This window comes from Rathayibacter sp. PhB152 (assembly GCF_003751395.1).
Classification (GTDB): Bacteria; Actinomycetota; Actinomycetes; order Actinomycetales; family Microbacteriaceae; genus Rathayibacter; species Rathayibacter festucae.
Window position 1 is genome coordinate 586,126 of the sequence record NZ_RJUT01000004.1, and the last position, 26,508, is coordinate 612,633.

Sequence of the window (26,508 nt, forward strand, 5' to 3'; positions counted from 1 at the left end):
CACTGCGACCGCCGGCGACAGCCGTCCTCCGACCGATCTCCGTGCGAAAGGCCTCTGCTGGCGAAAGGCCTCTGCTGGTGAAAGGACTGTGCTGGTGAAAGACGATCGATCGCCGCGGAGACGTCTTCTCTCCCCCGTCGCGGCTCTCGCCGCCTGCCTGGTGGTGCTGGCCGGCGCGGCGGGTCTGTGGGCCGGCGCGGTGATCTTCACGCCTGCAGAGAGGGTCGTGCCGGGGACCGACTACACGACCGCTGTCGCTCGAGCCGGTGCTGTCAGCGCGTCCGTGAACCTGGTGGCGACCGCCCACTGGACCCAGTCCCCCGCGGGGACCAATTCGGCGCAGGGCACGGTGACGACGGTGAGTCATGTGCCCGGCGAAGTCGCCCACCAGGGCGAGGAGCTCTACACCGTGGACCTTCGTCCGGTGGTTCTCGCGCGCGGCGTGATCCCCGCGTTCCGGGACATCGACGGGACGAGCGAGGGCGAGGACGTGGGCCAGCTCCAGGAGCTGCTGGGCGACCTCGGGTTCTACCGCGGCGCTGCGGACGGTGCACCGGGACCGCGCACCGCGGCCGCGATCAAGGAGTGGCAGAAGGCTGCGGGATTTCCGGTGGACGGCGTCGTCCGCCGGGGCGACCTGGTCTTCGTGCCCGAGGTGCCGACCCGGCTGGTCGTCGACGAGACCCTCATCACTCGAGGAGCAGTGGTCTCGGGCGGCGAGGTCGTCGCGAGGACGCTGCCGAACACGCCGACGTTCTCCGTCACGGCGACAGCGGCGCAGGCCGCCCAGATCGGCGTGGGAGTCGCGGCGGAGATCACCGGATCGGACGGACCCTGGCGGGCGGTCACGGCGGTCCAGGAGGTGGAGCCCGAGGTCGGAGTGTCGATAGCGCTCGCCGGCGTGGACGGCGAGATCATCTGCGGCGAGGAGTGCGCGGATCTCGACGTGACGCAGGACACCCTCCTCCCCGTCCTCATCACGACGACACCCGAGACGTCCGGTCTGACCGTCCCGACCGCGAGCATCCGGACCGACGTGAACGGGGACCTCGAAGTGACGGACTCGGCCGGCGAGAGACATCCGGTGGAGGTCGTCGCTGCAGCGAAGGGCGTCTCGGTCGTGACCGGTCTCGTGGAGGGCACGGAAGTGCGCGTGCACGGCGATGACGCTGCACCCCGATGATCACTGCTGAGAGCATCGACTTCCGCTATCGACGAGGTCCCCGGATAGTGACGGACTTCAGTGCCGCAGTGACGCACTCCGAGATGGTCGCGATCACCGGCCCGTCGGGGAGGGGCAAGTCGACCCTGCTCTACATCCTGGGTCTGATGGCGACGCCGGAATCGGGACGAGTCCGGATCGACGGCGTCGATGTGAGTGGCATGAGCGATCGATCGAGGTCGGAGTACCGAGCCGAGAACATCGGGTTCGTCTTCCAGGACGCCGCCCTGGATCCCACGAGAACGGTCCTCGACAACATCGTCGAGACGGCTCTCTATCGCGGGTGCAGGGACTCGGCAGTGGAGCTCACAGCGCGCGGGCTGATGGAGCGCTTCGGGGTCGCCCTGCGCGCCTCGGCGAGACCCCATCAGGTCTCCGGCGGCCAGGCGCAGCGGATCGCACTGTGCCGGGCGCTCATCAACGATCCGACGATCATCCTCGCCGACGAGCCGACGGGGAATCTCGATCCGGACTCCGCGGCGGTGGTCGTCGACGCACTGCGAGAGCGCGCCCGATCGGGATCCTCGGTGATCGTGGTCACTCACGACGAGACGGTCGTCGCCTCCTGCGATCGGAGGATCCGCCTGTGAAGCGGAGATTCGTCCTGCCCGTGCTCCGGGAAGCCCTCGCCTCCTCGCTCGCGCAACCCGTGACCTCCCTCCTCACCCTGGTGATGGTGGTGGCGATGTGCGCCGGGATCGTTCTGACGACCGGGCGGACCGTGGGAGCGGAGCAGAGCGTTCTGGCGACGGTGGACTCGGCGGGAACCCGTTCCCTCCTGGTCCGAGCAGAGGCGCAGGCGGGCCTGACGTCGGACGCACTGGAGAGGATCTCCCGACTCTCCGGAGTGCAGTGGGCGGCCGCGTTCTCGGATGCCAGTGACGTCGGGAACTCCCGTATCGCGGAGGGGAGGAAGGTCGCTCTTCGATCGGTGTGGTCCTCCGACTTCGCAGAGCTGGGCATCGATGCCGCGCGCTCTCCCGGCGGGTCGGCGTGGACGTCCGAGGACGCGCTCGCGGCTCTGGGCTTCGCCGAGGAGACCGGCTCGGTCTCGACGGGCAGTGGAGCCGGGGTCGACGTCGTCGGGACCTTCGCCTCGTCCGAGTACCTGTCCTTCCTCGGCCCGTCCGTCCTGGTCCCGATGCCTCCGTCCTCGTCCGGGAGTGTGGGCTACGTGATCGTCATCGCTTCGGAGCCCGAGATGGTCCGCCCGCTGACGCGTTCGATCGGCTCCCTTCTGGCTCCGACGGACCCGCAGGGCGTCACCGTGACCACCAGCGCGCGGTACGCGGACCTGCGGGCCGTTCTCGAGGGCACTCTCGGTGGTTTCGGCCGAGATCTCGTGGGTCTCATCGCCGGCGCAGGCGCGGTCTTGGTCGGTGCGACGCAGTACGGTCTCGTCCTGATGCGGCGCAAGGACTTCGGACGTCGAAGGGCTCTCGGCGCCACGAGGGGCCTCATCGTCCTGCTCGTCGTGTGTCAGGTCCTCCTCGTCGCGACGGTCGGCGCTGTGCTCGGGACGGCGGGTGCCGCCGTGCTCCTGGTGGCCGGCGGCGACCCGCTTCCCGGCGTCGACTTCCTGGCCGCCACGGGCACTCTGGCGATCGTGGTCTCCGTCCTCGCCGCCCTGGTCCCCGCGCAGAGAGCGGCGAGCAGGGACCCCCTGCACGAGCTGAGAGTGCCGTGATCCTGTCGGACGCGAGCATCCGATGGACGCGCTCCTCCGTTCGACAGGCTGCTCCGTTCGACAAAATGTGCTGTTCTGAACCCCGGTGAACAGCAGATCCTGTCGAATGGCGGACGGATTCGCTAGGCGGTGACGGTGCGGGCGGCTCGGGTGCGCGTCCGCAGCCGGTACAGGCTGGTGGTCGCGGCGATGAAGAGGTCGGTGCCGTCAGGCCCGCCGAAGCAGACGTTCGCCACGACCTCCGGCACGGGCACGAACAGGAGCTCGGCGCCGTCCGGGGCGAAGACGTGCACGCCGTCGCCGGCCGAGGACCACACCCGGCCGCGCTCGTCGACGGCGATCCCGTCGGGCAGGCCGTGCTCGATCACCGCGAAGAGGCGGCCGTCGCGGGCGCCCGCTCCCCGGTCGACGACGTCGTAGGCGCGGATCCAGTGGCCGGGACCGTCCTCGAGGCTCATCGCGGTGTCGGTCACGTAGACCGTCGCGCCGTCCGGGGAGAAGGCGATGCCGTTCGGCTGCACGATGTCGGTGACGACCGGCGCGAGGCCGTCCTCGGCACTCCAGCGGAAGACCCAGCGCGCTCCGTACTCGCGCTCGCCCGGGTGCCCCTCGGCCGGCTGCCGGATGCCGTAGTCGGGATCGGTGAACCAGTAGGAGCCGTCGGGCGCGACCGCGACGTCGTTGGGCGAGTTCAGCCGGCCGCCGTTCCAGCTCGAGACGAGCTCCTCGACCGTGCCGTCCGGCCGCTCGCGCTCCAGTCGGCGCAGCCCGTGCGAGCACTGGACCACGCTCCCGTCCGCGTCCAGCAGCCGGCCGTTGGTGAACTCGACACCCTCGCGGTGCACCGAGGTCTCCCCGGTCGCGCTGTCCCACTGCAGGATCCGGTCGTTCGGGATGTCGCTCCAGCGCAGACGCCCCTCGGCCGGGATCCACAGCGGCCCCTCGCTCCAGACGGCGCCCGTCCACAGCCGCTCGAGTCCGCCGTCGCCCTGCAGGAGCGCCTCGGCGTCCGTCCGTCTTTCGTCCGTCCGTCTTTCGTCCGTTTGTCCCTCGTCCGTTCGTCCCTCGTCCGCTGTCTCGTCGTTCATCGGCTCCCGCCCGTCCTGTTCCCCTCATTCTCGCGGAGGTGCCCACGACGGTGCCCAGCAGCCTTCCGGCATCGCCGGAGTCGTCGGTGCGCAGTCGGCGCCGTGCGATCGAGGACCTGGCGCAGAGGCGAGCCGATCGAGAGCCGTCTTCCGCGGCCGCGCCGTCCCCCTGGCGGAGGACCGCGTTCTCCGGTCGTGGGGTGACGGGTCTCGCTCGTTCGGGGGGTAGGGACGGCGCGAGATGACGGCCGGGACCCGTTGTCGCGGGTCATCGCGAGTGCCAGGGTCGGCACTGGGCGAGTCGTGCAGGCGCCCGGTCGCTCCGTCCGTAGAGGAACCCGCTGATGCGTTTCACTATCCGCCGATCCACTGTCCCCCGATCCACTGTCCCCCGCAGTCTCGCCGTCGCCGTGCTGGCCGTCGCGCTCATCGTCTCGGGCGCTCCCGCTCAGGCGGCTCCCGCTCCGGCGCAGGCGGCGGCCGCGGCGACACCCGTCGTCGGCCCGATCACCGGGGCCGCGTCGAAGCGCTGCCTCGACGTGCCGAACGGGTCGACCGCGAATCGGACGATCGTGGTCCTCTACGACTGCAACAGCGGCGCCAACCAGAAGTGGACGATCGCCACGACCGGCGAGATCACCGTCTACGGCGGCGCGAAGTGCCTGGAGGTGCGCAACCGCGCGACGACGGCCGGCGCCGACGTGCAGATCTCGGACTGCGTCGGCGGGGACGGACAGCGCTGGCGGGTCGAGAGCGACGGCACGATCCGCGCCGTCGCCTCGGGCCTCTGCCTGAGCGTGAAGGACCGCAAGACGGCGAACCGCTCATCGGTGCAGATCGCGGCCTGCGCCGGCGGCGACTGGCAGAAATGGCGGACCAGCGCGGTCGTCGCGGACACGACGGCCCCGTCCGCGCCGGGGAGCCCGCGGGTGACGAACCTCGCCTGCCGCACGGCGACCTTCTCCTGGAACGCGTCCACGGACGCCGTCGGGGTGGCGGGATACGACGTGTATCACGACGGCCAGTTCATGAAGTCCGTCGCCGGGAACGTCCTGTCGACCGGCCTCGATGTGGTGCCGGGCGCGCAGTGGGGCCTCTACGTGAACGCCCGGGACGCCGCCGGCAACGTCTCACAGGCCAGCGCCACCGTCGCGATCACGGTCCCGCAGTGCAGCACCGACACGCAGGCGCCGACGAGCCCGACCGGGCTCACCGCGAGGGCGTCCGGCACCGCTGTCACCCTCACCTGGACCGCGAGCACCGACGACGTCGGGGTGCGCAGCTACACCGTCTTCCGCGGCTCCGCGCAGGTCGGCACGGTCGCCGGCAGCGGCACGACGGCGCCGGTCACGACGTTCACCGAGAGCGGCCTCGCGGCGAACACCGCCTACTCCTACACTGTCGCGGCCGTCGACGCCCAGGGCAACACCTCTGCTCGCAGCGCCGCCGCCGCGGTGACCACGGGCGGCGCCTGCAGCACCGCGTTCTGCACCGTCACCCAGGTCGCCACCGACACCGACATCCCCTGGGGGCTGACCACCGTCCCCGACGGGACCGTGCTCTACTCCCGCCGCGACGCGCAGGACATCGTCCGTCTGAACCCCACGACCGGCGTGAAGACCAGCCTCGGGACCGTGCCGAACGTGCAGAGCACGGACGGCGAGGGCGGTCTGCTGGGCATCGCGGTGTCGCCGACGTTCGCCACCGACCAGTGGCTGTACGTGATGCACACCTCCCCCACCGACAACCGGGTGATCCGCCTCAAGCTCGTCGGCGACCGCCTCGACACGAGCACGGTGCAGGTCCTCGCCTCCGGGATCCTGCGGAACAAGTACCACAACGGCGGACGCCTGCGCTTCGGCCCCGACGGCAAGCTCTACGTCAGCACCGGCGACGGCCAGAACACCGCCACCGCGCAGAACCTGAACTCGCTCAGCGGCAAGATCCTGCGGATCAACCCGGACGGCAGCATCCCCGCCGACAACCCGTTCGGGAACGCCGTCTGGAGCTACGGCCACCGGAACCCCCAGGGGCTCGCCTTCGACTCGCAGGGCCGCCTGTGGGAGCAGGAGTTCGGCAACAGCGTCATGGACGAGACCAACCTCATCGTCCGCGGCGGCAACTACGGCTGGCCGGCCTGCGAGGGCACCAGCGGCAGCTGCGGCACCGCCGGCTTCCTCGCTCCGAAGGCGACGTACCCGACCTCCGCGGGCTCCTGCTCCGGCCTGACCGTCGTCCGCGACGTCGTCTACATCGCCTGCCTCCGCGGCACCCGCCTGTACCGCGCCCCGATCACCGGCGACGCGCTGGCCACCCCGACCTCGGCCTTCGTCGGCACCTACGGCCGCCTGCGCACCGTCGAGCCCGACGGCCGGGGCGGCCTCTGGATGACGACCTCCAACACCGGCGACAAGGACAGCATCCCGAACAACAGCAGCGAGAAGATCCTCCGCGTGACCCTCGGCGGCTGACCCGCGAGATCGGCGGGCAGACCCGCCGTCTGACGCTGCTGGATCTCGATACGCCCGCTGCGCGGGCTACTCGATCAGCATGGTTCCCCGATGCGCGGGCTGGTCGATCTGCATGGTTGCCCGCTGCGCGGACTGCTCGACCAGCATGCATCCGCGCTCGGCGGCCGCATGCGGGCGTGCTCGTTGCATGCTGGTCGAGTAGCCGCCGCAGGCGGCGTATCGAGACCCACCGTCCTCAGCGGGGTGGTCTGCAGACCCGCCTTCCGACGCGGGTGGATCTCGATAAGCCCGCTGCGCGGGCTACTCGATCAGCATGGATCCCCCGCTGCGCGGGCTACTCGATCAGCATGGATCCCCGCTGCGCGCGCTGCTCGATCAGCATGGATCCCCGCTGCGCGCGCTGCTCGATCAGCATGGATCCCCGCTGCGCGCGCTGCTCGATCAGCATGGATCTCCGTTGCGCGGGTTGCTCGATCAGCAGGCATCCGCCCTTCCTCGTCGTGTGAAGCATGCACGGCCTTCCACGGCGCGATTGACTACGCAGTCAAACCGTGTTGTACTCGTCGGACCGCGCAGTTGACTGCGCTGTCAACCTCGGGTCAGAGGATGAGCGAAGGAGCTGCGACGTGGACGCATCGAAGGCCGTGCCGCAGCCGGACGACCGCGGTCGCCGGGTCTCGATGGCCGACGTGGCCCGCGCCGCCGGCGTGAGTCAGAAGACGGTCTCCCGCGTCGTCAACGGGGAGGCGCACGTCTCCACCGAGATCGGCGAGCGCGTCGCCACGGCGATCCGCACCCTCGGCTTCCGGCCGAACGCCGCGGCCCGAGCCCTGGTCACCCAGCGGAGCCGCCGGATCGGCATGGTGACGATGAGCACCTCGCTCTACGGTCCGTCCGCGATTCTCGACGGCGTCGAGCAGGCCTCTCGTGCCGCCGGCTACTCCCTCAGCGTCGTGCGCACGGCGGAGAACAGCGGCGCGGAGCTGCAGGAAGCGGTCGACGCCCTCGTGGATCAGGGCGTCGACGGCATCATCCTCTCGGAGCCGGTCGACTTCGGGCATCCGCGCCTCACCATCCCCGCCGACGTCACCGTGCTCAGCTTCGACCACCCGAGCGAGGCGCACCGCCCCGAGGAGCTCGTCGTGGGCACCGACGAGGCCGGGGCCGCCCGCAGCGCCACCGAGCACCTCCTCGCCCTCGGCCATGAGACGGTCTGGCACATCGCCGGCGCCGGCACCTGGTCGGCCACCCGCCGTCGCATCGACGGCTGGCGGACCGCCCTCGCCGACGCCGACGCCGCCGAGCCGCCCGTTCTGAGCGGCGACTGGAGCCCGCGCTCGGGGGCGGAGGCGATGGCGTCGATCCTGCACCGCCGCGACGTCACCGCCGTCTTCGCCGCCAACGACCAGATGGCCGTCGGGGCGATCCACGCCGCCGAGGCGGCCGGCCTGCGCATCCCCGAGGACCTCAGCGTCGTCGGCTTCGACGACGACCCGATCTCGGAGTTCCTGCACCGGCCGCTCACCACGGTCAAGCAGGACTTCGCCGAGGTCACGCGCATCGCGATGCACCGGATGATCCGCACCCTCGACGGCCATGCGCCGACCGAGCGGCACCGCTCGGTGCCCGCCCAGCTGATCGTCCGCGCGTCCAGCGGGCCTGCGAACCCCGAGCGCGCGGCGCTGGCGCCGGCGCCGCCCGTCCCTGTCCCGTAGCTCCCCCTGTCCCGTAGCTCCCCCGTCCCGTAGCTCCCCGTCCCGGCTCTCGGCCCGCGGCTCCCCCCTTTCATCCCTCCCCGTCCCTTCCCACCGCCGTCCGTGCGGTCAGCACGAGCCGCCTCCGCGCGGTCCCTCCGGCGCGCCCGCCGGCCCGTCCCTCCCCCTTCTCCGAAGGAGCTCTTCCATGCACCCACTGTCCCCCGCGCTCTCGCGCCGCGGGCTGCTCCGTCTCGGCGCCGCCGCCGGCGGCTCGGCGGCCCTCGCCTCCCTGCTCGCCTCGTGCGCCGCGACCGGTCCGCAGGCGGCCGTCGAGTCCGGCGCCGTCGACCTCTCGTTCTGGACGCACGACGACGGCTACGTGACGTTCTTCTCGGAGGCGCTCGCCCTCGCCGATGCGCGCACCGACTTCTCCTACTCGCTCGATGTCACCAAGATCGGCGCGACCGACATCGTCACCAAGCTGATCGCGCAGGCGGTCGCCGGGTCCGGCACGCCGGACCTGGTCGGCATCGAGGTCGCGAACTTCGCCCGCACGCTCCGCGGCTCGATCGCGCCCGAGCTGCTCGTCGACCTCACCGAGGCGACCGCCCCCTACCGAGACGACCTGATCGCCGCCCGCGTCGACGCGTTCAGCAAGGACGGCGCCCTCTACGCGCTCGACTCCGACACGCCGCTCGCCGTCTACTACTACCGGGAGGACGAGTTCGCGCGCCTCGGCGTGCCGACCGACCTCGAGACCTGGGAGGAGTTCGCCCGTGTCGGCGGCGAGATCAGCGCGCGGGAGGGCGTGTCCTTCGGCGCGCTCTCCGTCGGAAGCGATCTGCCGCAGGTCGTGCAGGGCTATCAGCTGCTGCTGATGCAGCGCGGCGGACAGCTCTTCGACCGCGACGGGAACCTCGACCTCGCCACTCCGGAGGCCGAGGAGGCGCTGCAGTTCGCGGTCGACGGACTCGCCTCCGGCTTCTTCACGACCGTCGCCGACTACTACGGCCCGAGCATGCAGAGCGGCCTGAAGCAGGGCTCGATCCTCGGGGTCGACATGCCCACCTGGTACTCGAGCTACGGCATCAAGCCGAACGTGCCCGAGCAGGCCGGCCTCTGGCGGGTGAAGACGCTCCCCCGCTTCGAGAACGGTGGCAGCCGCACGGCCGTGGGCGGCGGCACCGGCTTCGCGGCGGTCAGCGGCAAGGCCAACAGCGACGCCGCGGTCGAGCTCGTCCTCGCCGCCTACCTCGACCCGGCCCAGCAGGTGAAGCGCTACCGCGACCTCGGCTATCTGCCGACGCTGCGCTCGGTCTACGACGACCCCGAGCTCGCGACGATCACCGACGACTACTTCGGCGGCCAGGCGCTCTTCGACGTCTACGGCGAGATCATCGACGAGGTCCCGTCGCTCTTCCAGAGCCAGGACCAGCAGATCCTCACGACCGTGCTGTCGGGCTACCTCCTCCAGGCCTACAAGGGCACCCTCTCCCCGGCGCAGGCGCTCCGCGCCACGGCCGAGGACTTCCGCGGCCAGGCCCGCAGCTAAGGATCGATGATGTCGACTCTCACCACGGCCGGGGCGCCCGCCTCCGCTCAGGACGGCCGCGGCGGCTCCCCGCTCGAGGCCCGGCGCGCCGCGAAGCGGAAGCGCCTGAACACCTCCGGCGGCCGGGCCCCGTACCTCTTCATCGCGCCGTTCTACCTGCTCTACGCGTTGTTCATGATCGTCCCGGTCGGTGCGGCGATCTACCTCAGCCTCACGGAGTGGGTCGGCCTCGGCTCGCCCGAGTTCGTCGGGCTGGCCAACTACGGGAACCTGCTCGGCGACACGAGCTTCGGCGTTGCGCTGGTGAACACGCTGATCTACACGCTGATCGCGGTGTTCCTCATCGTGCCGTGCTCGCTGCTGATCGCGCAGGGCCTGAACGCCCGCGGGCTCAAGGCGCGCGACCTGTTCCGGCTCACCTTCTTCATCCCGATGGTGCTCTCGCCGATCGTCATCGCGCTGATCTACAGCCTGATCTTCGACCGCAGCTACGGACTCCTGAACTCGCTGATCCGCGCGGTCTTCGGGTTCGGCGACATCGACTGGCTCGGCGATCCGACGCTGGCCAAGGTCGCGATCGGTTTCGTCCTGCTCTGGCGCACGGTCGGCTACCTGACGATCTTCTTCCTCGCCGCACTGCAGGCCGTGCCGAAGGAGCTGTACGAGGCGGCCGAGCTCGACGGCGCCGGCGTGCTCGCCAAGTTCCGCACCGTGACGCTCCCCGCGATCCGCCCGGTGACCGCGTTCGTCGTCGTCACCTCCTTCATCAGCGCCGCCCAGCTCTTCGACGAGCCCTACCTGCTCACGCGGGGCGGACCGGGCGAGGCGACCCTCTCCGTCTCGATGTTCATCTACCGCGCCGCGTTCGAACGCCAGCAGTTCGGCTACGCCGCCGCGGCCGGAGTCGTGCTCTTCGTGCTCGTCTTCGCCGTCAGCCAGATCCTCAACCGCGCCCTCGCCATCGGGAGAACCTCATGACCGCCACCACGGGAATCGTCACCGCCGACGCTCCGGAGCGCCGCATTCCGCGGAGGCAGCGCCGGGCGAGCGGCGGCGAGCGCGCCCGCCGCGGACTGCTCTACGTCACCCTCTCGGCCCTGCTGCTCGTCTTCGTGTTCCCGCTGCTGTGGGCGCTGAGCGGCTCGTTCAAGAACCGCGGCGACATCTTCTCCACTCCCCCGTCGCTCGTCCCGAACCCGGCGACCACCGACAACTACGTCAACCTGCTGACCACGCAGCCCTTCTGGGCCTGGTTCGGCATGAGCGTCGGCACCTCGCTGCTCGCGACCGCGGTCTCGGTCTTCGTCTGCGCGATGGCGGGCTACGGCTTCGCGAAGTTCGCCTTCCGCGGCAAGAAGGTGCTCTTCACGATCATGTTCTCGTCGCTGTCGGTGCCGTTCGTCGTGATCCTGGTGCCGCTGTTCATCCTGATCGTGAAGGCGGGGCTCTCGAACCCGTGGTTCGCGCTGATCGTGCCGTGGGTCGCTCCCGCGTTCGGGATCTTCATGATGCAGCAGTTCATCGTCCAGTCCATCCCGGACGAGATCATCGAGGCCGCCCGGATCGACGGCAACAGCGAGTTCGGCACCTTCTGGCGCGTGGTGCTGCCGCTGCTGCGCCCCTCCCTCGGAGCGCTGGGCGTCTGGGGCTTCCTGCAGAGCTACAACAGCTTCCTCTGGCCGCTCGTGCTGCTCTCGGACTCGTCGCAGTACACGATCCCGCTGGGCCTGAACATCCTCTTCGCGTCGGAGAACCGCTCCTACGACCTCGTCCTGGCGGGCGCGGTCCTCGCCTCGGTGCCGACGATCCTGGTGTTCTTCCTGCTGCGCAAGCAGCTGCTCGACGGGCTGACCGCGGGCGCCGTCAAGGGCTGACGCCCCCACCGCCCTCCTCCGCCACTCCTCTCCCGAACGTCCGAAAGGCCCTCCCATGCAGCACCTCACCGACCGCATCCTGTTCGGCGCGGCCTACTACCACGAGTACCAGCCGAGCTCCCGGCTGGGCCGCCGCGACCTCGCCGAGGACTTCCGGCTGATGAAGGCCGCGGGCTTCACGATCGTCCGCGTCGGCGAGTCGGTCTGGTCGACCTGGGAGCCCGAGAACGGCGTCTTCGAGCTCGACTGGCTGCAGCCGGTGCTCGATGCGGCCCACGAGCACGGCATCGCGGTCGTGCTGGGCACGCCGACCTACGCGGCGCCGATGTGGCTCGCGCGGCTGTACCCCGAGATCAACGTCGAGCGCTCGAGCGGTCGGCCGATGGGCTGGGGAGCCCGGCAGGAGATCGACTACTCGCACCCGGCCTTCCTCTTCCACGCCGAGCGGCTCATCCGGAGGATCGTCGAGCGCTACGCCGCGCATCCCGCGGTGATCGGCTTCCAGGTCGACAACGAGCCGGGCAACGAGATCTTCCACAACCGGCAGGTCTTCCAGCGCTTCGTCGACCACCTGCGCGCGCGCTACGACACTGTCGAGACGCTCAACGACGAGTGGGGGCTGACCTACTGGTCGCACCGCCTGTCGACCTGGGCCGACCTCTGGACCCCGGACGCCAATCAGCAGCCGCAGTACGACCTGGCCTGGCGCCGCTTCCAGGCCTCGCTGACCACGGACTTCATCGGCTGGCAGGCCGACATGGTCCGGGAGATCACCGCGCGGGCCGGTCGCGACGACCAGTTCGTCACCACCTGCATCTCCTACGAGCGCCGGACGGTGCAGGACGAGGAGCTCGTGCGCTCCCTCGACATCGCCGCCGGCAATCCCTACTACCGGATGCAGGACGGGCTCGAGCTGCCGGACGCGCGGGTGTTCGATCAGCACTGGACGACCTCGGGCACCTGGGCGCTCTACGCCACCGCGGACCGCATGTACGGATCGAAGCAGGCGCCGTTCCTGGTGACCGAGACCGACGCGCAGGCGATCGGCATGCCGTGGTCGAACGAGCCCGGCTACGACGGGCAGTGGCGCCAGGCCGCCTGGGCACTGGTCTCGCGGGGCGCGACGATGATCGAGTACTGGCACTGGCACACGCTGCACCACGGCGCCGAGACCTACTGGGGCGGGATCCTGCCGCACTCGCAGGAGCCGGGCCGCGTCTACGAGCAGATCGCCGCGCTGGGCGCCGACTTCGCTGCCGCCGGCGACCGGGTGACCGAGCTGACCCCCGACTCCGATGTGGCGATCCTGTTCTCGAACGAGAGCAAGTGGGCACTCGAGGAGTACCCCTCGTTCAGCGACCCGACGCAGGGCACCGGCGCCGCCCGCGGCGTGCCGGTGGCGTCGACGCGCACCTTCCAGACCGTCTTCGATTCCTTCGCGCGCGGCGCCTTCGACGCGGGGCTGCAGTCGAACACGGTGCACCCCTCGCAGCTGACCGAGACGACCCCTGCCGCCTTCGCCGCTGCGCATCCCGTGCTGATCGCCGCGGCGTTCACCATCGCCGACGACGCGCAGCTGCAGTGGCTGGAGGCGTACGCAGATGCGGGCGGGCATCTGGTCGTGGGCGTGCGCACCGGCTACGAGGACGAGGAGGCGCGGGCCCGGCTGCAGCGCAAGCCGGCGTTCCTCGCCGAGGCCGCCGGTGTCCACTACGACGAGTTCGCGAACCTCGCGGTCCCGCTGCCGGTCGTCGCGGAATCGGGCTTCCCGCTGCCGGCCGGCGCGACGGCCACCCTCTGGGCCGACGGCCTGCAGCCCGACGACGCCGAGGTACTGGTGCGCTACGTCCACCCGCACCACGGCCGATTCGCCGCCGTGACGACGCGCGCGCACGGCGCGGGCCGGGTCACGACCGTCGGGACCGTGCCCGACCTCGAGCTGGCGCGGGCCCTGATGTCCTGGGCCGTCGGCGACGCCGCCTCGGGGTGGCGCCGCGCGACCGCGTCGCAGACGGTCACCAGCGCGACCAACCGCCACGGCGAGCGGATCCGCTTCGTCCACAACTGGTCCTGGGAGCCCTCGATGTACCCGCTGCCGGCTGCCGCCACCGACGTGCTGACCGGAGCCGAGCTGCCCGCCGGCACCGAGCTCGAGCTCGGCCCGTGGGACGTGCGGGTCCTCGCCACGGACGACTGAGCGACCGGCCCGGATGCGAAGGCGGGTCGGGGCGGGCCGGAGACTCGACTTCTCGCGCGGGTGGATCTCGATACGCCCGCTCCGCGGGCTACTCGATCAGCATGGGCCATCGCTCCGCGCTGCTCGATCAGCAGGGAGCGTCGCTCCGCGCGCTGCTGGATCAGCAGGGATGCGGTGCGGCCGACCCGGGTTCGCCGGCGATCATACCGGTCGAGTAGCCCCGGAGGGGCGTATCGAGACCCGGCCTCCTCCACAGGGCGGTCCGCGGACTCGTCTTCCCTCACCTGGTCGTGCGCGCGGGCGGAGGCACCGCCGCTCTGCCACAGTGGTCACGCGCCGGGTCGTGGGACGGCCGACGCGCGGGAAGGGGTGGCCAACGCATGAGCGACACGGCGGCAGGACTCTCCTCGGCGCGAGCCGAGGAGCCCGTGGTGGTGCCCGACGCGCTCTCGGAGCGCAGCGGACCGCGCTCGGTGCGCGCCCTCCGGCTCGGCGTCGGCGGTGCGGGCCTCCTCCTGACGCTGGTCCTGCTCGTCCCGCACGCACCGGCGCTCCCCGGGCTCTGGCTCGCCTTCCTGGTGCTGCTCGCCGCGATGTGGATCACGGCCTCGTTCCGGCTCGAGCTCGCCTCCGGCATCGGCACCGTCACCTTCGGGGTCGGCGTGTCGGTGCTCGCCTTCCTGGCCCAGGACGTGCCGCGCGTCCAGGCGCTGCTGCTGTGGGTGCTCGCGATCGCGCTGTTCCAGCTGATCTCGCGGCGCCCCTGGGCCGCTGTCGTCTACTGGACCGGACTCGCCGCGCTGTCGGGCGGGGCGTTCCTGCTCGTCCTCTCCCTCTTCCCGCAGACGGGCTGGTGGCCGGTCCTCGCAGCGGTGCCGGCGGTGCTGGCCTACGGACTGCTCTCGATCGGAGCGGAGTACCTGCAGGCCTGGCTGACCCTGGCCGACGTCAGCGACGTGCCGCGGCCGGCGCTCCGGCCCGACCGGGTGCTGCTGGCGCTCGGCCTCAACATCGTGCTGGTGGCCCTCGCCTACGGCGCGCACCTCTCCGCCGGGGTCGAGCGCATCGAGCTCGGCGCCGGCCTCGAGATCCGCTCGGCGAACACGCTCCTGATCGTCGCGCTGGCGGTCGCCGTGGTCAGCCAGTACCTGCGTCGCGCCCGGATCGAGCGCAAGCTGAACGGCCTGATCGAGGCGGCGCTCGCTCTGCCGTGGGGCGACCAGGAGGCGATCTTCGAGACGCTCGAGCGGGCGGCCCGCACGGCCATCCCGTCAGCGAGCACGCGGATCTCCGCCACTCCCGGGCGCGCGTTCGAGCTGTCGGCGCCGATCGCCACGCCCGGCCTGGGACTGCGTCACGTGGTCCTGACGCGGCGCCCCGACTCCGGCGGCTTCACCGCGCTCGAGCACCGCACCCTCCTCGCCCTCGCGCACATCGCGACCCAGGCCCTCTACGATCGCCGCAGCACTCGCGTGCTGCGCGACCAGGCCACGACCGACTCGGTCACCGGTCTCAGCAACCTCCGCGGTCTGTACGAGGAGTTCGCGGCGATCAGCGACCAGGAGGAGCGCGCGGTGCTGTTCATGGATCTCGACGACTTCAAGGCCGTCAACGACACCCACGGCCACTCGACGGGCAACACCGTCCTGCAGGAGGTCGCCCGTCGCATCCGCGAGAGCGTGCGCGGGGACGACGTCGTCGCCCGCATCGGCGGCGACGAGTTCGCCGTCCTCCTGGACTCGATCACCGCCGGAGCCGTCGCGCTCCGGATCGCGCGCGCCGTCGAGCGGCCCCTGGTCGTCGGCGACGCCGAGCTCCACCCCCGCATCAGCATCGGCGCCCCGGTCGCTGTCGACGGCGGCTCATTCGACCGGGTGATGCAGGAGGCGGACGAGCGGATGTACGAGACGAAGAAGGAACGCAAGGGCGAGGATCCGCAGGGGGCCGAGGCGCAGGGCATGGACCTCGTCGCCGAGGTCCGCACCGCCGTCGCCGACGGGACCGTGCGCGTCGCCTTCCAGCCCGTGATCGACGTCGCCGAGCGGCGCATCGTCGGCTTCGAGGCGCTGGCCCGCTACACCCGGACGGACGGCACCGCGTTGAGCCCGATCACCCTCGTCGACATCGCGCGCTCGCTGGGCGTGCTCGACGAGCTGACGGTGCAGATCGTCGACCAGGCGGTGGCCTGCATGATCGAGTTCCGTGCGATCGATCCGTCGGTCACGTTCCTCAGCGTCAACATCGAGGCGGAGCAGCTGATGCACGACGGCGTCACCGACGTGATCGGCGCGCACCGGACCGCCGAGCAGGGCATCCAGCTGTGCCTGGAGCTGACGGAGGGCTCGATCGGGCACGTCGACGAGGCGGTCATCGAGCGGGTGCGCGCCCTCACCGCGGACGGCATCGCGATCGCGCTCGACGACTACGGCCAGGAGCACGCGGCCGCCGCGGCGCTGCTGACGGTGCCGCTGAGCATCGTCAAGATCGACCGCGTCTTCCTCGCCGACGAGGAGAACCCCCGGCACGCGACGATCCTCCGCTCGATCATCAACCTGGTCTCGGACCTCGACATGCACACGATCGTCGAGGGCGTCGAGACGCCGTCCGCACACGAGCTGCTGACGACCCTGCGCGCCGACCGCGCCCAGGGCTACTTCTACGGCCGCCCCCTCTTCCCGGAGCTCGTCAAGGAGCGCCTGCGCGCCACGGGCACAGCGGCGATGCCGGAGCAGCCGCCGGCGTAGCCCGCGGGGCGGCCCCCGCCCGCTGATCGAGCAGCCCGAGCGGCTGCCCCTTCCTGCTGATCGAGCAGCCCGCGCCGCGGGCGTATCGAGATCCATCGTCCGCCGGAGCCCGGGTCTCGATACGCGCTCCGCGCTACTCGACCAGCATGGAGGGGCTGCGATGCACTCGCCCCGCGCAGCGCGCCGTGCATGCCGACCCAGCAGCCCGCGCAGCGTGCCCTGCATGCCGACCCCGCAGCCCGCGGCGTGGGCCCCCTCCATGCTGATCGAGTATCCCGCGGAGCGGGCGTATCGAGATCCGCCGTCCTGCAGAGCGTGGGTCTCGATGCGCACTGCGCGCTGCTCGACCAGCATGGACGGCGCAGACTCGGCCGTTCTCGGATTCATCGGATTATCGCGGATCCACCTTCGCCCGCTTTCGCAAAAAAAGCCAGAACTTTCGCAATAGCCTCTTCTTCGACTTTCGAAAGGATCACCGCCCCCGTCTTTTCCAGGCATCGCTCGAGAAGTACACGAAACGTTTCGTTTTCTTATTGACACGGGAGTTATCGGCTGCTTAGTCTCGTCCTCGTTCCGAATCACCGGCGATTGGATGCTCTCGACATGACGACCCGACCTGGGGCACGCGACGCCTGCACGGCGACCCGTCCGCCCCTCCTCCCGACACCGGTCGGCACGGCATGGTGATGCCGCTGACCGGCGCGCCCGGGACCACCGTCCCCGGCTCGACCGTGCCCGGCGCCCCCGGCCCGGAGGCGCCCGTCCGCGGCGGCCCGGCGTCGATCCGTGGCCGCTCGAACGCCCGCGGCTTCCGCGCCGCCCGGCGCAGCTTCCGGCGGCACTGGCAGCTCTACCTGCTGATCCTGCCGCCGCTGCTCTACTTCCTCGTCTTCAAGTACGTGCCGATGTCGAACGCGATCATCGCGTTCAAGGACTACAACGTCATCGACGGCGTCTGGGGCAGCCCCTGGGTGGGCCTCAAGCACTTCGAGCGGTTCTTCTCGAACCCGATCTTCTGGACGCTGCTGAAGAACACCTTCCTGCTCTCCGCGTACGTGGTGCTGGCCGGCTTCCCGTTCCCGATCCTGCTCGCGCTGGCCCTGAACGAGGTGCGGCTGCGCTTCTTCCAGCGGACCGTGCAGATGGTCACCTACGCGCCCTATTTCATCTCCACGGTCGTCGTGATCTCGATGACGATCCTGTTCCTCTCGCCCAAGCTCGGCCCGGTCAGCGACGTCACGTCGTTCTTCGGACTCGGGGCGATCGACTTCCTCGGCGACCCGGACTTCTTCCGGCACATCTACGTCTTCAGCGACGTCTGGCAGACGACCGGCTATTCCGCCGTCCTCTATCTCGCGGCCCTCTCCTCCATCGACACCTCGCTCTACGAGGCCGCCCGGATGGACGGCGCGAGCCGGCTGCAGAAGATCTGGCACGTCGACATCCCGGGCATCATGCCCACGGCGATCACCATCCTGATCCTCGGCGTCGGCAATGTGATGGCGATCGGATTCGAGAAGGCCTTCCTCCTGCAGAACTCCCTCAATCTCTCGCAGTCCGAGATCATCCCCACCTACGTCTACAAGGTGGGTCTGCTCAACGCCGACTTCAGTCAGGCCGCGGCCATCGGGCTCTTCAACGGAATGATCAATCTGGTCCTGCTCCTGGGCGTCAACTCGCTCGCGAAGCGGATCACGGGACAGGGGCTCTGGTGACCGCACTCGACACGCCATCGACCACCGCTCACGAGGACGGCGAGGCCGCCCGGCCGCCGCGCCGCCGGCAGCGCGCGACCCGGATCAAGGACCCGATGGTCGACCGCGTCTTCATGATCGCCGTCTACGTCCTGCTCACGACGTTCCTGCTCGCAGTCCTCCTGCCGCTGCTCTACATCCTGGCCAGCTCGTTCAGCTCGCCGCTGGCCGTCTCGTCCGGCCGGGTGAGCTTCTGGCCGATCGACTTCACCCTCGAGGGCTACGAGCGCGCCCTCGGCGACTCGACGATCGTCACCGGCTTCGCCAACTCGCTCCTCTACACGGCCGCCGGCACCTTCGTCAGCCTCGCGCTGACCGTCGCGATCGCCTATCCGCTCTCGCGGAAGGACTTCTGGGGCCGCGGCGGGATCACCCTCGGCGTCATCTTCACGATGCTCTTCGCCGGCGGCATCATCCCCACCTACCTGGTGGTGCAGCAGCTCGGCCTGCTCGACACCCGCTGGGCGCTGATCCTCCCCCAGGCCGTCGGCGTCTGGCAGGTGATCATCGCCGTCGTCTTCTTCCGCTCCTCCATCCCGGACGAGCTGTACGAGGCGGCGCAGCTGGACGGCGCGAGCGATCTGCGCTTCCTCTGGACGATCGTGCTCCCGCTCTCGAAGCCGCTGCTCGCGGTGGTCGCGCTGATGTACGCGATCTACCAGTGGAACTCCTACTTCGACGCCCTGCTCTATCTCCGCGATCCGAGCCTCTATCCGCTGCAGCTCGTGCTGCGGAACGTCCTGATCCTCAATCAGGCGACACCGGGCATGGACGCGGCCGCGCAGATCGAGCGCCAGCAGCTCGCGGATCTCCTCAAGTACTCGCTGATCGTCATCTCGACGGTCCCGGTGATGATCCTCTACCCCTTCGTCGCCCGGTACTTCAACAAGGGCATCATGCTCGGCGCCGTCAAGGGCTGAGCACCCCGAGCACGGCCCGCACAGGGCCGACTCCCCCCGGTCGCGCGGAACTCCCCCGCGGCTCTCTCACCCATGGAAGGAAACACCTTGTTCTCTCGCACACAGCAGTTCTCTCGCACACAGCACGGCAGAGTCGCCGCGCGGAGGAAGCACCTCCTCCTCGGCGCCGTCCTCACCACCGCGATCATCGGGCTCACCGGCTGCACCGGCGAGAGCCCGGAGGCGGACCGCAAGGTCATCCGGATCTTCGGCGAGCAGGGCGCGCAGATCGACCTGAACACCAACTCGTTCACCAAGGTCCTCGAGGACAAGTTCGACGTCGACATCCAGTTCGAGACCACCTCGTACGGTGCGTCCGAGGCGGCCGAGGCGCGGCAGATCTCGCTCGCCGGCGGCGACCTGCCCGAGGCGTACATGCTCGTCCCGTGGGCCTCGCAGTTCAGCCGCGCCGAGCTCCAGCGCTACGGCGACCAGGGCCTGCTCGTGCAGCTCAACGACCTCATCGACGAGAACGGCCCGAACATCAAGGCGGCCCTCGACGCGGAGCCGGGCTTCAAGGAGCTCACCGAGACCCCGGACGGGACGATCTGGGGCCTCCCGCAGTGGAACGACTGCTACCACTGCTCCTACCCCTACAAGTTCTGGATCAACACCGACTGGCTCGACACCCTCGGCCTCGCCGCTCCCACCACGCCCGACGAGTTCTTCGCGGTGATGCAGGCCTTCAAGACCCAGGACCCGAACGGCAACGGCCAGGCCGACGAGATCCCGCTGACCGGCAGCACCCAGCAGTCGCTGGTGCCGTACATCATGAACGCCTTCATCTACAACGCGTTCAACACCGGTTCCGGCGCGAACGGGCAGCCCGTCTCGCTCGGGCTCGACGGCGACACCGTCCAGCTGCAGACCATGCAGGACGGCTGGCGCGACGGCCTGAAGTTCCTCCGCAAGCTGTGGGACGCCGGCCTGATCGACCCCGCCACCTTCTCGCAGGGCGGCGACCAGATGACCGCGACCGGCAACGCGGCGCAGGGCGTGCTCATCGGCGGCTTCACCGCCATCCACCCCGGCTTCGCCGTGACCATCGGCCAGGAGGACGGGCGCGACACGCAGTACGACCTGCTCCCGCCGCTGACGGGCCCCGGCGGCCAGAACGCCACCTTCCTGCTCCCGAGCGTCCCCGGTGCGACCTTCGTCGTGACCAAGGCGGCCGACGAGGTGGAGCAGAAGGTCATCGTCGAGATGATGGACTACCTGTTCTCGCCGGAGGGCCACGTCCGCGGTGAGTTCGGCGAGGAGGGCATCGGCTGGCGCGCCCCCGAGGAGGGCGAGATCGCGCTCGACCAGAGCCTCGAGCCGTCCCTCGTCGACACGAAGATGGACGAGGCGAACGAGGCCGACTACAACGGCAACTGGGGCCCGATGGCCCAGGTGTTCGATACGGCCGAGTTCCGCGCCAGCCAGGTCCAGCCGCTCGACATCTACACCGAGGCGGGCTTCGAGCGCCGCCTGTTCGAGGCGACCGACCAGTACGCCGGCAAGGAGTCGGACGCGATGTTCCCCTACTGGAACATCTGGGTCCCCTCGGAGGACGCGAGCGAGCTCTCCACCCTCACCGCCAACGTCGAGAGCAGCGTCGCCACGGCGACCGCCGAGTTCGTCACCGGCGTCCGCGACCCCGAGAGCGACGCCGACTGGCAGTCCTACCTCGACGCCCTGACCAGCCTCGGCGCGGACCGCTACGCCGAGATCTGGCAGAGCGCCTACGACCAGTAGCGGCTCACCCGTCCCCTCCCCTCGCCCGCGACCCGGGCGGCGGGAGGGGACTCCGCTGTCACCGCGCAGCACGCAGCACGCCGCACGCCGCACCAGGCGCCCGGCGCTCGGCACCTCACGCCTTCCGCACGACGCACCTCAAGGAGCACCGCATGACCCTCGCCCAGGAGTGGAACGACCCCGACGTGTTCGAGTGGGGCACGGAGCCGGCGCACGCCGTGCTCACCCCCTTCGCCACGCTCGACGCCGCACTGGAGGGCGACCGCGCGAGCACGCCGCTCGCGCACAGCCTCGACGGCGACTGGCGCTTCCACTGGGCGCCGAACCCGGCCGCCCGCCTGGACGGCTTCGCGGCCGAGGACTGGGACGACTCGGCCTGGCCGACCGTCCCCGTCCCCGCTAGCTGGCAGCTGCACGGCTACGACTTCCCGATCGGCACCAATCTCGTGCTGCCGTGGACCGGCGCGAACGGGCGGCACGAGCAGCCGGACCCGCGCGGCGACTACCCGAACGCGCCGACCCTCTACAACCCGGTCGGCCAGTACCGCACCGCCTTCGAGCTGCCGGACGGCTGGGCCGAGCGCCGCACCTTCCTCCAGTTCGACGGCGTGGAGTCGGCATACTCGGTCTGGCTCAACGGGCAGCGCCTCGGCTACCGGGAGGACAGCTACACGACCGGCGAGTTCGAGGTCACCGAGCACGTGCGGGCCGGCTCGAACGTCCTCGCCGTCGAGGTGCACCGCTGGTGCACGGGCTCCTACCTCGAGAACCAGGACAACGTCCGCCTCTCCGGGATCTTCCGGAGCGTGCGGCTGCTCTCGCGCGCGGCGGCGATGATCCGCGACGTCACGGTGCGCACGCCGCTCGATGACACGTTCACCGCCGGGTCGGTCGAGGTCTCGGTCGCGATCGACGCGCGCACCGGAGCGTCCGCGGCCGGTCTCGAGCTCACCATGCGGCTGTTCGACGGCACCGCGCCGGGTGCGGCGGAGGTCGGCGGACAGAGTCGGACGGTCGTTCTCGACGCCGACGGCCGCGCGGAGAACCAGGCGAGCATCCCCGTCTCGTCCCCGCGACTCTGGTCCGCGGAGACCCCGGAGCTCTCCACGCTCGTCGTCGAGCTGAGCGACGCGACCGGCGCCGTCCTCGAGCGCGTCGCCGTCCGGGTCGGCTTCCGCCGCGTCGAGATCGTGGACGGCGTGCTGCTCGTGAACGGCCGGGTGGTCTCGCTCCGCGGCGTCAACCGGCACGAGTGGAGCCCGCGCACCGGCCGCACGCTGAGCCGCGACGACATGATCGCGGACATCCGGCTGATGAAGCAGAGCAACATCACTGCCGTCCGCACCTCGCACTACCCGAACGACCCGCGCTGGTACGACCTGGCCGACGAGTACGGGCTCTACCTCGTCGACGAGGCGAACAACGAGACGCACATCAACCGCATCGATGACGACGGGACGCCCTTCCTGCCCGGCGACCGCGCGGAGCTGCGCGCGCCCCTGCTCCAGCGGATGCGCAGCATGGTCGAGCGGGACAAGAACCACCCCAGCGTGATCGCCTGGTCGATCGGCAACGAGTCCGGAGTCGGCGCGAACCTCCAGGCGATGTACGAGTGGGCGAAGGAGCACGACCCGACCCGCCCCGTCAGCTACCAGGACCCCGTCGGCTCCGGCACCTGGGTCGTCCCGGCCGGCCTCTCGGACTTCGACGGCGACTTCTACCCGCCGGTCGCGCAGTTCGCCGAGCGCTCGCGCCGGGATCCGCGGCCCTACCTGCTGGTCGAGTACGCCTTCAGCCAGGGCAACACCTCCGGCTACCTCGAGGAGTACTGGGCGGCCGCGCGCGAGGACCCGCGCTCGATGCCCGGCGGCTTCCTCTGGGACTGGGCCGACAAGGGCCTGTACTGGCCGCGCCCCGATCGGCCCGAGGAGGAGTTCCTCGCCTACGGCGGCGACTGGGGCGACGAGCCGAACCAGGAGAGCGCCCACATGAGCGGCCTCGTCCTCGCCGACCGCACGCCGACCCCGAAGCTGGCCGAGGCGGCGCTCGCCTACCAGCCGGTCTCCGTCACCGCGGTCGATCTGCGCGCCGGCGAGCTCCTCGTCGCGAACGAGCACCTGTTCACCGGGCTCGACGGCTACGTCGTGCACTGGACCGTGTCGGCGGACGGCGATCCGGTGCAGCAGGGCTCGCTGCCCGGTGTGGAGTGGGCCATCGGACCGCAGGAGGAGGGGCGGGTCACGCTGCCCTACCTGCTGCCGGAGCCGGCTGCGCAGGACGCGGCGCGCGAGTACCGCCTCGACGTGCAGCTGGCCCTCGCCGCGCCCACCGCCTGGGCGGAGGAGGGACACGTCGTCGCGCGCGCCCAGTTCGAGCTGCCCGTCGACACCTCGCCCGCCCGCCGCCCGGCACCGCGGGATCTGCCGCCGGTGACCGCGACCGAGGAGGGCGCGGCGACCGTCGTGCGCGGGCCCGCGTTCTCCGCGACCGTCGACCGCTCCACCGGCCGCCTGACCTCGCTCCGCTACGGCGGTCGCGAGCGGCTCGCCGCGCCGCTGCTGCCGAACTTCTGGCGCACCCCGAACGACCCCGAGCTCTCGATCCCGGACATCCGGCTGGAGCGCCCGGAGCCGTCGCTGCCCTGGCGCGGCGTCGGCGAGGAGTGGGCGATCGATCGGGTGGACGTCGAGGAGACGCCGGGCGCCGTCCGCATCACGGTCGACGGGTCGGTGACCACGGCGGTGCCGTTCCGGCCGAGCGGCCGGGTGACGACCTCTCCGCAGTCGATCGTCTACACGATCCACGGCACGGGCCAGGTCGACGTGCTCTCCACCTTCTCGCCGGTCGAGGGCACGCCGAACCCGCAGGTCGTCGGCACCACGTTCGGCCTCGCGCCGGAGCTCTCGACCCTGCACTGGCACGGCCGCGGCCCGCACGAGTCGTCCGCCGACCGCCGGGCGTCGGCGTTCTTCGGCCGCTGGAGCGGTGCCGTCGCCGACCAGCCGACCCGCTACAGCCGGCCGCAGGACAGCGCGAACAAGGCCGACACCCGCTGGGCCGCCCTCGTCGACGGCGGCGGCGCGGGCGTGCTCGTCCTGGCCGGCGACGGCACCCTCGGTGACGGCACGTGCGGCGGCAGCGCGTCGGCCGGGAGCATGTTCTTCAACGCTCAGCCGTACAGCCCGGACGAGCTGGCCGACCGCCGGCACTGGCACGAGGTCCCTGCGTCGACGAGGACGGTCGTCCGGGTCGACGCCGCCCAGGAGGGCCTCCAGGGCGGCAACTGGGACGTGCAGACCCGCCCGGCGAAGTACAGCAACACTCCGGAGAAGGGCCCCTACCGCCAGCATTTCCGCCTCCTCCCCCTGCGGAGCGGCGAGGACCCGGCGTCGGTCGCCGCCGCCGCCGTACCCGCCGAGTCCCCCGTGTCGCAGCCTGAGCGGGTGCCTGCCTGACCGTGGCGGGTCCCGGTACGCCCCTCGGGCTCCTCGACCAGCATGTGCGGACTCACACCGACGTCCTGCGCGCGCGATTCATGCTGATCGAGTAGCCCGCGGAGTGGGCGTCTCGAGATCCACCGCCCTGCACGACGTGGGTCTCGATACGCGCTGCGCGCTACTCGACCAGCATGTGCAGACGCACGCCGGCGCACCCAACGCGCGGTTCAGGCAGCGCGTGCGGGCTCACACGGACGCGTCCTGCGAGCGATGCATGCTGATCGAGTAGCCCGCGCAGCGGGCGTCTCGAGATCCACCGCTCTGCACGACGTGGGTCTCGACACGCGCTGCGCGCTGCTCGACCAGCCTGTGCGGACGTGCGCCAGCGCACCCTGAGTGCGGTTCGTGCAGCACGTACGGGCTCACACCGACGTCCCGCGCGGTGCATGCTGATCGAGTAGCCCGCGCAGCGGGCGTATCGAGATCCACGGTCGTCAGAACGGTGCGGGTACGTCGTCGAAGCGGGGCTTCGGTGGCGGGTCGGGCGGACGCCCGGGTAGTGCCGGTGGCTGGCTGCTGATCCGCCGGCCCGTCGGGCTCGTCCAGACGATTGTCCCGTCACCGCTTGTGACGTAGGTCCATTGGTCGCCGTGCCGGATGTGGTGGTGGGACGTGCAGAGCGAGACGAGGTTCTCGAGGGAGGTCTCTCCGCCGTTGCGCCACTCGAGGGTGTGGTCGGCCTCGCTGGTGCTGGCGGGGCGGGTGCAGCCGGCGAAGCGGCAGGTCTGGTCCCGCAGCTGCAGGTGCAGGCGCATCTGCGGCGGTGGGACGCGGTAGGTGCGGCCCACGGAGACGACCGCGCCGGTATCGGAGTCGGTGAGGACGCGGGTGAAGGAGGCTGCGGTGCGGATCAGCTCGCGCGCGATCGGTGCGGGGACCGGTTCGTAGCCGTCGAGATCCGCGTGCGCATCGTCGAGACCGACCGCGGTCGAGGCGGCGAGGGTGAGGCGCACCTCGGCCCGCACTCCGGGGACGAAGGTCGGGTCGGGTCGGTGCTCGGGGTCCGGGGTGGTGCCGGCGATGTCGCCGTCGCAGAGCAGATCGACCGCGGCGTCCGCGCTGAGCTGCTGCAGGGTGCGGGGGTCGCCGTCATCGCGGAGGGTGCGCGCGATGCGGCGCAGCCGGTCGTACGCGCCCGTCACCGCCGGCGCGGGAGCGTGGACGCAGAGCGTGGCCATGCCGTCGACATCCGGTGTGACCCAGACCGCGCGGTCCAGCGTGGCGCGGGAGTGGCGCTCGGCAAGGGGCTGCTCGTGCAGTTCCTCGCGCCAGCGACTCAGGGCGCGGCGCAGCTGGGTCGTCGTCATCGTGAGCGCGGCGTCGGCCGCGCGCTCGTCGAGGGCCGCGCGGGAGGCCTCGGGAAGGCTGATCGCGGTTCTGCAGATCGCCTCGCCCGCCTCCCAGAGGATCCGCGCGTCCCTGAGCAGGGCGCGAGTGAGCGGCAGGTGCTCCATCAGCATCTGCGCGGTCTCGAGGCGGCGCGAGACGTCTCGCTCGGAGACGCCGAGCGTTACCGCGAGCTCGGCGCGGATGGAGCGCTCGACGAGGTCCCGGGTCTCACTGCGGGACGTGCCGCGAGCGAACGATTCCGGGACGGTGAGCGCGACGCGGTGGATGCGTTCCGCGGTTCTCAGGCGCGTCGGGGATGCGGCGCGCTCGGTGGCGGCGGCGTCGGTGAAGCAGTCGCGCACCTCCGCGAGTGCTGCCGCATTCTCATCTTCTGACATACGCGTATTGAAGCAGGAGCCACCGACACCGGGACCGGAACCATGGGCTGATCGGGGACAACGCCGTCGGATCGACGAGTGTGGAGGAGACTCGCTCCCGGATGTCTCGGCGATGTGGGGTCTCGATACGCCTCCGAAGGCGGCTACTCGACCAACGGGTGGGTCTACTGGGAAGAGACGTCCGCAGACATGCTGGTCGAGTAGCCCCGAAGAGGCGTATCGAGACCCGCCCAGCGTGAGGACGGCTGTCTCTTCCCCGCCCTGCGCCGGCACCGAAGGCGCTCCCTCCGCTCGATCTGCCG

At 70.8% G+C, this 26,508-nt stretch carries 16 protein-coding genes; 14 read left to right on the forward strand and 2 right to left on the reverse strand.

Features of this window, described 5'->3' with window-relative positions; genetic code table 11:
• Nucleotides 1-94 precede the first annotated feature (94 nt).
• The 3 genes from EDF36_RS12800 to EDF36_RS12810 are packed head-to-tail and all read left to right on the forward strand — an operon-like array spanning nucleotide 95 to nucleotide 2,909.
• A complete protein-coding gene (locus EDF36_RS12800; protein ID WP_185020465.1) occupies nucleotides 95-1,183 on the forward strand; it encodes a peptidoglycan-binding protein in 1,089 nt (362 codons plus the stop codon).
• Nucleotides 1,180-1,812, forward strand: a complete 633-nt coding sequence (locus EDF36_RS12805) for an ABC transporter ATP-binding protein (protein ID WP_123733295.1) — start codon at nucleotides 1,180-1,182, stop codon at nucleotides 1,810-1,812. The genes EDF36_RS12800 and EDF36_RS12805 overlap by 4 nt, the downstream gene beginning before the upstream one ends.
• Entirely contained in the window at nucleotides 1,809-2,909 is a 1,101-nt protein-coding gene (locus EDF36_RS12810; protein WP_123733296.1) for an ABC transporter permease, read from the forward strand. Before EDF36_RS12805 ends, EDF36_RS12810 begins: the two co-directional genes overlap by 4 nt.
• A 122-nt stretch (nucleotides 2,910-3,031) precedes the next feature.
• Here EDF36_RS12810 and EDF36_RS12815 read toward each other — a convergent pair whose 3' ends face one another.
• Nucleotides 3,032-3,997 carry an SMP-30/gluconolactonase/LRE family protein gene (locus EDF36_RS12815; protein WP_123733297.1) on the reverse strand — a complete coding sequence of 322 codons (966 nt, stop codon included), beginning with the start codon at nucleotides 3,995-3,997 and terminating at the stop codon, nucleotides 3,032-3,034.
• 344 nt (nucleotides 3,998-4,341) lie between these two features.
• Between EDF36_RS12815 and EDF36_RS12820 the strand changes: the two genes are divergently transcribed.
• The 11 genes from EDF36_RS12820 to EDF36_RS12870 all read left to right on the forward strand — a co-directional run bounded on the left by EDF36_RS12820 (nucleotide 4,342) and on the right by EDF36_RS12870 (nucleotide 24,437).
• Complete coding sequence (locus EDF36_RS12820) at nucleotides 4,342-6,468, forward strand: PQQ-dependent sugar dehydrogenase (protein ID WP_123733298.1); 2,127 nt, start codon at nucleotides 4,342-4,344, stop codon at nucleotides 6,466-6,468.
• Nucleotides 6,469-7,094: 626 nt separating this feature from the next.
• Entirely contained in the window at nucleotides 7,095-8,183 is a 1,089-nt protein-coding gene (locus tag EDF36_RS12825; protein WP_260300704.1) for a LacI family DNA-binding transcriptional regulator, read from the forward strand.
• 187 nt (nucleotides 8,184-8,370) lie between these two features.
• Nucleotides 8,371-9,717, forward strand: a complete 1,347-nt coding sequence (locus EDF36_RS12830; RefSeq protein ID WP_123733299.1) for an ABC transporter substrate-binding protein — start codon at nucleotides 8,371-8,373, stop codon at nucleotides 9,715-9,717.
• A 9-nt stretch (nucleotides 9,718-9,726) separates the two neighbouring features.
• Entirely contained in the window at nucleotides 9,727-10,695 is a 969-nt protein-coding gene (locus tag EDF36_RS12835) for a carbohydrate ABC transporter permease (protein ID WP_123733300.1), read from the forward strand.
• Nucleotides 10,692-11,591, forward strand: coding sequence for a carbohydrate ABC transporter permease (locus tag EDF36_RS12840; protein ID WP_123703850.1), 900 nt, complete (start codon nucleotides 10,692-10,694; stop codon nucleotides 11,589-11,591). Before EDF36_RS12835 ends, EDF36_RS12840 begins: the two co-directional genes overlap by 4 nt.
• A 55-nt stretch (nucleotides 11,592-11,646) precedes the next feature.
• Nucleotides 11,647-13,788, forward strand: coding sequence for a beta-galactosidase (locus EDF36_RS12845; protein ID WP_123733301.1), 2,142 nt, complete (start codon nucleotides 11,647-11,649; stop codon nucleotides 13,786-13,788).
• Nucleotides 13,789-14,168: 380 nt separating this feature from the next.
• On the forward strand, nucleotides 14,169-16,532 hold the full coding sequence (locus EDF36_RS12850; RefSeq protein WP_123733302.1) for a bifunctional diguanylate cyclase/phosphodiesterase: 2,364 nt from the start codon (nucleotides 14,169-14,171) through the stop codon (nucleotides 16,530-16,532).
• Nucleotides 16,533-17,212: 680 nt separating this feature from the next.
• Nucleotides 17,213-18,247: a sugar ABC transporter permease gene (locus EDF36_RS12855; protein WP_260300705.1), complete on the forward strand. Its 1,035-nt coding sequence runs from the start codon at nucleotides 17,213-17,215 to the stop codon at nucleotides 18,245-18,247.
• Complete coding sequence (locus EDF36_RS12860) at nucleotides 18,244-19,206, forward strand: carbohydrate ABC transporter permease (RefSeq protein ID WP_260300706.1); 963 nt, start codon at nucleotides 18,244-18,246, stop codon at nucleotides 19,204-19,206. Before EDF36_RS12855 ends, EDF36_RS12860 begins: the two co-directional genes overlap by 4 nt.
• Nucleotides 19,207-19,293: 87 nt before the next feature.
• Entirely contained in the window at nucleotides 19,294-20,982 is a 1,689-nt protein-coding gene (locus tag EDF36_RS12865; protein WP_185020466.1) for an extracellular solute-binding protein, read from the forward strand.
• 152 nt (nucleotides 20,983-21,134) lie between these two features.
• The gene (locus EDF36_RS12870; RefSeq protein WP_123733304.1) at nucleotides 21,135-24,437 is read left to right on the forward strand and encodes a glycoside hydrolase family 2 TIM barrel-domain containing protein; all 3,303 of its coding nucleotides are present in this window, start codon (nucleotides 21,135-21,137) and stop codon (nucleotides 24,435-24,437) included.
• A gap of 476 nt (nucleotides 24,438-24,913) precedes the next feature.
• On the opposite strand, the gene EDF36_RS12875 is transcribed toward EDF36_RS12870, so the two are convergent.
• Nucleotides 24,914-26,206: an HNH endonuclease signature motif containing protein gene (locus EDF36_RS12875; RefSeq protein WP_123733305.1), complete on the reverse strand. Its 1,293-nt coding sequence runs from the start codon at nucleotides 26,204-26,206 to the stop codon at nucleotides 24,914-24,916.
• Nucleotides 26,207-26,508: the final 302 nt, after the last annotated feature.

Excerpts from the sequence above, each read along its gene's own strand:
- EDF36_RS12850 (WP_123733302.1), top strand. The coding sequence starts at position 14,169 with ATGAGCGACACGGCGGCAGGACTCTCCTCGGCGCGAGCCGAGGAGCCC.
- EDF36_RS12835 (WP_123733300.1), top strand. The coding sequence starts at position 9,727 with ATGTCGACTCTCACCACGGCCGGGGCGCCCGCCTCCGCTCAGGACGGC.
- EDF36_RS12830 (WP_123733299.1), top strand. The coding sequence starts at position 8,371 with ATGCACCCACTGTCCCCCGCGCTCTCGCGCCGCGGGCTGCTCCGTCTC.
- EDF36_RS12815 (WP_123733297.1), bottom strand. The coding sequence starts at position 3,997 with ATGAACGACGAGACAGCGGACGAGGGACGAACGGACGAGGGACAAACG.
- EDF36_RS12875 (WP_123733305.1), bottom strand. The coding sequence starts at position 26,206 with ATGTCAGAAGATGAGAATGCGGCAGCACTCGCGGAGGTGCGCGACTGC.
- EDF36_RS12840 (WP_123703850.1), top strand. The coding sequence starts at position 10,692 with ATGACCGCCACCACGGGAATCGTCACCGCCGACGCTCCGGAGCGCCGC.
- EDF36_RS12845 (WP_123733301.1), top strand. The coding sequence starts at position 11,647 with ATGCAGCACCTCACCGACCGCATCCTGTTCGGCGCGGCCTACTACCAC.
- EDF36_RS12820 (WP_123733298.1), top strand. The coding sequence starts at position 4,342 with ATGCGTTTCACTATCCGCCGATCCACTGTCCCCCGATCCACTGTCCCC.
- EDF36_RS12870 (WP_123733304.1), top strand. The coding sequence starts at position 21,135 with ATGACCCTCGCCCAGGAGTGGAACGACCCCGACGTGTTCGAGTGGGGC.
- EDF36_RS12855 (WP_260300705.1), top strand. The coding sequence starts at position 17,213 with ATGGTGATGCCGCTGACCGGCGCGCCCGGGACCACCGTCCCCGGCTCG.
- EDF36_RS12805 (WP_123733295.1), top strand. The coding sequence starts at position 1,180 with ATGATCACTGCTGAGAGCATCGACTTCCGCTATCGACGAGGTCCCCGG.